Source organism: Vicinamibacterales bacterium, assembly GCA_041659285.1.
Lineage (GTDB): Bacteria > Acidobacteriota > Vicinamibacteria > Vicinamibacterales > UBA2999 > 12-FULL-67-14b.
In genome coordinates, this window is record JBAZYO010000031.1 from 1 (window position 1) to 4,296 (window position 4,296).

Consider the following 4,296-nt stretch of genomic DNA (forward strand, 5'->3'; position numbering starts at 1 on the left):
GATGAGCAAGGCAGACCAACCATAGTAGACTGGTGCCTGCTCAGCCCGCCCCGATCTCACATCGGGCCGGTTGAAAGCACCGAACGAGAACGTCTTTTCATAAGCTCACCCTTAAAAGGCCTCTACGACACGCCCGTTGACCGGCAATCCGCCTATGAAATATTGACAGCTCGCAATAACAATACCGCCACGCAACAGAACCTGCCACAGACCTCAGCGGAGCAAAACAGCATAACCAAGCAGATTATTGAGGCCGGGAAAGCGGCATTGGGCGGGGGCGGCGGGCGTCAATCGGTGGGGGAGACCTTACTCAAATCCGTGGTTCGCACCGTCGGCTCCCAGATTGGCCGGTCCCTTGTCCGCGGCCTTCTTGGCTCACTTACCGGCAGAAGATAGCCAAAGACATTCAGCTCCTGGCTATCTCGATATTGTTGAAAACAACGTTCAGATTTTCCCCTCTGACAAAAAAGCAAAAAGCCCTTTGCGCCAAACTACCCCTTCATCCGGTAGCCGATCCCCCGCACCGTCTCGATACATTCTCCAGACGCCCCCAGCTTCTTTCTCAACCCGAAGACCTGAACATCCACCGCCCTCGGTGTAATGACATAGTCATAGCCCCGCACCCCATCAATAATCTGCTGGCGGCTAAAGACCCAGCCTGGCCGCCGCGCCAGAAGATCGAGGATACTGAACTCGGTGACCGTCAGAGCAACAAGGCTGCCGGCCACCACAACCTCATACCGTTTTGGATCAATGACAATATCATGCACCTTGAGCAGACCGTCTTTTGCTTCACTTCCGTCTTCCCCGGATAATTCCTCACGCCGACGCAAGGTCGCTTTAATCCGGGAAACCAGGATTTTCGGGCTGAAAGGCTTGGTAATATAATCGTCCGCACCTAGGTCAAGTCCGGCAGTCACATCATTCTCCTCTCCCTTGGCAGTCAGCATGATAATTGGCAGCCCCTTGGTTTGCGGGTCCTTGCGCAGAATCTTGCACACCTCAAAGCCATTAAGGCTGGGCAGCATGATATCGAGCACCATCAAGTCCGGCAGCTCACGTTTCACACTCGCCAAGGCCTGCTCGCCATTCTCGGCATAGAGGACATGGAATCCAGCCTTTGCCAGGTTATAGCCAACAAGCTGCTGGATATTTTCGTCATCTTCGACAATGAGAATAGTTGCTCTTGCCACTCTTAACTCCTTGTTTTATTAAAAATAATAAACTTATCACGAATGAATATGGCGGACAATCCGGCCCTGTTGCATATAAATAATGTCTTCGCAGATATTGGTACAGTGATCGGCAATACGTTCCGTGCTTCTGGCCACACTGAGCAACTTGGCCAGATAGACATGCTGGGCCGGGTCGCTCATGATACTCTCTTCCAGCTCACGATAAATGGCGCGCTTGAACTGGTCCACTTCATCATCAGTCAGGCAGACCTTATAGGCAAGATCCGTGTCCTCGTGGACAAAGGCGTCCATCGTCTGTCTGAACATCCACACAGTTTTATCAAACATCCCGTTAAACATATCAGGAATCTGCATCGCGTCGGATAAAAATTGCGCCGGATCGGCCTTATAGAGCAAGAGCACCTTGTCCGCAATTTTCGCCACCAGATCGCCGATCCGTTCAAGATCACTATTTACTTTCAAGACCGTGACCAGAAAACGCAAATCGCTAGCCACCGGCTGATGCAGGGCCATAATACGCAGACATTCCTGCTCCACATCGATCTCAAGATGATCAATCTCACACTTATCTGTCTGCATGACCTGATAGGCCAGGCCAGGATTTTTCTCCACCAAGGCCTTGATTGCACACAGCATGTTCTCCTCAACAACGGTACTGAGATACACGATATGACCTTTCAAGGTCTCAATTTCAGTCTGGATATTATGCGCCATCAAGGTACTCCTTCTGTTCTTTCAGAACCTTTATCAATCAATAACAAACATGGCCAATACGTCAACTCCGGCCCCCAAAACTACTCCCTGGTGAGACACCCACGATTTTCACCCAAAACGGCCGGTGATATAATCCTCGGTTTCCTTGCGTTCAGGGACGGTAAACAGCTTCTGGGTCGGCCCGTATTCAATCAATTCACCCAGATACATATAAGCAGTATAATCAGAAATACGCGCCGCCTGCTGCATATTATGGGTTACAATAATAATTGTATATTCACCCCGCAACTCCCGGATGAGATCCTCAATCCGGGACGTTGACCGGGGGTCAAGGGCCGAACACGGTTCATCCATCAGGATAATCTCGGGATTGACGGCCACTGCGCGGGCAATGCAGAGCCGTTGCATCTGGCCCCCGGAAAGGCCCATGGCCGATTGATGTAGACGGTCTCTTACCTCATCCCACAGAGCTGCTCGTTTCAGACTCTGCTCCACGGCCTGATCCAACACCCCCCGGTCTTTGATCCCGGCAATACGCAGGCCATAGATGACATTTTCATAGATGGATTTGGGAAAGGGATTCCACTTCTGAAACACCATCCCCACCTTGCGCCTCAGTTCAATGACATCAAGGGATGGATCGTTGATATTTTCACCATCAATGGCAATCAGCCCTTCGATCCGCAACCCCTCAACCAGGTCATTCATCCGGTTGATACAACGAAGAAAAGTCGATTTCCCGCAGCCGGAAGGACCGATCAGGGCCGTCACCTGACTCCGCGGTATCCCAAAACTCATATCCTTGAGCGCTTGACTGGCACCATAAAAGAGATTCAGGTGCTCGACCGCAACCTGCGGAGTGTCAATAGCCATGATGGCAGTATCAGAGTGTGACATTGTGTATCCTTATTTATAGGTCGGCCACGGAGAACCGCTCGCGCATCTTATTACGCAGATGGATTGCCGTGCTCGTCATGATGAGTACGATCAGAATCAACAACAAGGTGGTGACATAGACCATGGGCTTTGCCGCCTCGACATTGGGGGATTGGAAACCGATGTCGTAGATATGAAAGCCGAGGTGCATAAACTTGCGATCCAGGTGCAGATAGGGAAAGCTGCCATCAAGCGGCAGAGCCGGCGCCAGCTTGACCACACCGGTGATCATCAGCGGCGCCACTTCGCCTGCGGCCCGGGCCATGGCCAGGATAAACCCGGTCAGGATCCCAGGGGAAGCCATAGGCAACAGGATCCTGGTCAGGGTCTGAAACTTGGTGGCGGCCAGGGCCTGAGATCCTTCTCGGATACCAGGGGGGATCGCCCCCAGGGCCTCTTCAGTGGCGACAATGACCACCGGCACGGTCAAAAGCCCCAGGGTCAGACTGGCCCAGAGAATCCCGCCCGTGCCAAAGGTGGGAGTCGGTAACATTTCCGGGAAAAAAAGCTGATCGATCTGACCGCCGACACCATACACAAAAAAGCCCAGACCAAAAATACCGTAAACAATGGAAGGGATACCCGCCAGATTATTAACGGCAATACGCACCATTTTGACCAGATAGCCGTCTTTTGCATATTCACGCAGATAAATCCCGGCAATGACCCCGACTGGAAAAGAGAGGATGCTCATCAATAAAATCAGCATAATCGTGCCGAAGATCGCCGGGAACAACCCTCCTTCGGTATTGGATTCCCGCGGCTCAGCAAAGAGCAGCTCTCCCAGTCGTTTTCCATAATAGCTGCATTTTTGCAGCCATGACATGGAATTGGGTTGATAACAGCGGACGATATTGGCCAGGGCAATGATTTTTTCCTGGCCGCCCGCATCCACCATCACGGCCACATTGGCCGAGACGATTGCTCGTTTGCTGCCAAGAAGCACAACCAACCGGTCAAACTCGGCCTTGATATTTTTTTCCTCCTCCTGTAAGGCCGCGGCCACAGGGGTATTCTCTTCCTTATGATACCGCAACCGGGCAAGCTTGTTATTGCTCTGTTCCACCTGGCGATTGAGGGTGGCAATCTGCCTGTCAATCTCTGCAACCTCGGCTTGCTGCGGCAGGATGGCATCAAGGGCTGCCTGCAGGCTCTTTTTTTTATCTGCGGGTAAAATCAGACCAGGGATTTTCAATTCCTTCAAGGAACCGTAAAAATTACCATGCTCCTGCCGTTCCAAAACATAAATCTCCGGCGGCAGGCTGAAGTTACTGACACTCGCCTCATCGACCCACTTGAAATCAAGACCATAGAGATCGCGGTTGCCGATCTTGAACTGCACCCTTTTTTTCCCGGTAGCCGGATTTTCTTCTTCCTGGATCACTTCACCAAGCAGATGGCCGCCATCGGTCAAGGTTGCCAAGGTCACTTTCTTGGGCCAAAAAACCAT

At 51.9% G+C, this 4,296-nt stretch carries 5 protein-coding genes; 1 reads left to right on the forward strand and 4 read right to left on the reverse strand.

The window, feature by feature from the left end; genetic code table 11:
• On the forward strand, window positions 1-396 hold a 396-nt coding region (locus tag WC815_24010; protein ID MFA5911856.1), incomplete at its 5' end, for a helicase HerA-like domain-containing protein.
• Between the two features lie 95 nt (window positions 397-491).
• Here WC815_24010 and WC815_24015 read toward each other — a convergent pair.
• The 4 genes from WC815_24015 to pstA form a co-directional block, all read right to left on the reverse strand.
• Window positions 492-1,193: a response regulator gene (locus WC815_24015; protein MFA5911857.1), complete on the reverse strand. Its 702-nt coding sequence runs from the start codon at window positions 1,191-1,193 to the stop codon at window positions 492-494.
• Window positions 1,194-1,229: 36 nt separating this feature from the next.
• Window positions 1,230-1,910 carry a phosphate signaling complex protein PhoU gene (gene phoU / locus WC815_24020; protein MFA5911858.1) on the reverse strand — a complete coding sequence of 227 codons (681 nt, stop codon included), beginning with the start codon at window positions 1,908-1,910 and terminating at the stop codon, window positions 1,230-1,232.
• Window positions 1,911-2,018: 108 nt separating this feature from the next.
• A complete protein-coding gene (pstB, locus tag WC815_24025) occupies window positions 2,019-2,783 on the reverse strand; it encodes a phosphate ABC transporter ATP-binding protein PstB (protein MFA5911859.1) in 765 nt (254 codons plus the stop codon).
• Between the two features lie 37 nt (window positions 2,784-2,820).
• On the reverse strand, window positions 2,821-4,296 hold a 1,476-nt coding region (pstA, locus tag WC815_24030), incomplete at its 5' end, for a phosphate ABC transporter permease PstA (GenBank protein MFA5911860.1).